Raw genomic sequence first — 1,476 nt, 5'->3', positions numbered from 1 at the left:
CCCAGTCGAGCGGGTTGCCCGCGGTGACGGCCCGCATCCAGCGCGGCATCAGGGCGGTCGGCATGAACGCCGAGGAGAGGAACGTCAGCGGCAGCATGAACATCACGTTGAAGCCGATGATCGCCTCGCGCTGCCTCAGCATCATCCCCATCGCGTTGGACAGCCCGCCGAACACCGTGCCGAGCAGGACGCCCGCCGCGACGACGACGGCGCAACCGGCGATCCCGCCGGGGTAGTGCGCGCCGCCGAGCAGCCCGAGCAGCAGGATCGCCACCGACTGCAGGCCGGTGGTGACGGCCTGGTCGGCGACGCCGGAGGTCATCAGCGCGACCCGGCTGACCGGGGAGGCCAGGAACCGGTTCAGCGTGCCCCGGTCGATCTCCTCGATCATCGCGACCCCGGCCCACATGCTGGCGTTCATCGCGTTCATGGCGATCACGCCGGGCACCAGGTACCCGAGGTAGGAGCCGTGGCTGAAGCCGGGGATGTCCACGACGCGGCGGAACAGCGAGCCGAACAGGAACAGCCAGATCGCGGGCTGGACGAGGTTCCCGACGATGACGGCGGGCTGCCGCGCCAGCGCGTGCAGGCGGCGTCCGGTGAGGAACCAGGTGTGGGCGAGCAGGCGCCGCGCCGTGCCCTGGCGGGACGCGGCCGTGGTGAGGGCGGCGGTGGTCATCGCGTGGCCTCCTGCCGGGCGGAGGGGACGGTCTGGCCGGCGCCTGGCGCTGTGTCCCGGGTACCGGTGGCGCCGTCGGGGGCGTCGGGGCTGTCGCCCGCGGTGTAGCGGCGGCCGGTGTAGCGCAGGAACACGTCGTCCAGGGACGGGCGGGCCACGGTCACGGCCGCGGCGGGCATGCCGACGCGTTCGAGCGCGGCCAGGACGGCGGGGACCGCCGCGGCTCCGTTGTCGCTGCGGGCGCTGACGCCGCGTCCGGCGACGCGGACCTCCCGGACGGCGGGCAGCGCCTCGAGCACGGCGCGGACCTCGGCGGGGACGGTCCCGGACGGCAGTTCGAGGTGCACGGCGTCCCCGCGCAGCTCGCCCTTCAGCTCGTCGGGCGTGCCGCCGGCGACGACGCGTCCGCGGTCGACGATCGCCAGGCGGTGCGCGAGCCGGTCGGCCTCCTCCAGATAGTGGGTGGTGAGGACGACGGTGAGGCCGTCGTCCCCGGCGAGCCGCTGGATCTCGGCCCACATGGCGGCGCGGGCCTCGGGGTCCAGGCCGGTGGTGGGCTCGTCCAGGAACAGCACGGCGGGCCGGTGGACCAGGCCGAGCGCGACGTCCAGGCGGCGCTGGGTGCCGCCGGAGAACGTCTTGACCAGCCGGTCGGCGACCTCGGCGAGGTCGAACCGGTCGAGCAGCTCGGCTGCCCGGGCGCGGGCGGCGTGCCCGCCCATGCCGTGCATCCTGGCTTGCAGGACCAGGTTCTCGCGGGCGGTGGCGCGCGGGTCGCTGCCGGAGCGCTGCGCGAC

Annotated in this window: 2 protein-coding genes; both read right to left on the bottom strand. The window is 74.9% G+C overall.

What is annotated here, in order from left to right; translation table 11 throughout:
* Positions 1–679, bottom strand: a 679-nt coding sequence (locus tag AB0J52_RS40300; protein WP_500188467.1) for an ABC transporter permease, incomplete at its 3' end; no start/stop codon positions are given.
* The coding region (locus AB0J52_RS40295) for an ATP-binding cassette domain-containing protein (protein ID WP_500188465.1) at positions 676–1,476 on the bottom strand (801 nt) is incomplete at its 5' end. The genes AB0J52_RS40300 and AB0J52_RS40295, both read right to left, overlap by 4 nt.

Source organism: Spirillospora sp. NPDC049652, from assembly GCF_040675125.1.
Classification (GTDB): domain Bacteria; phylum Actinomycetota; class Actinomycetes; order Streptosporangiales; family Streptosporangiaceae; genus Spirillospora.
This window is presented reverse-complemented; position numbering and strand designations above follow the sequence as displayed.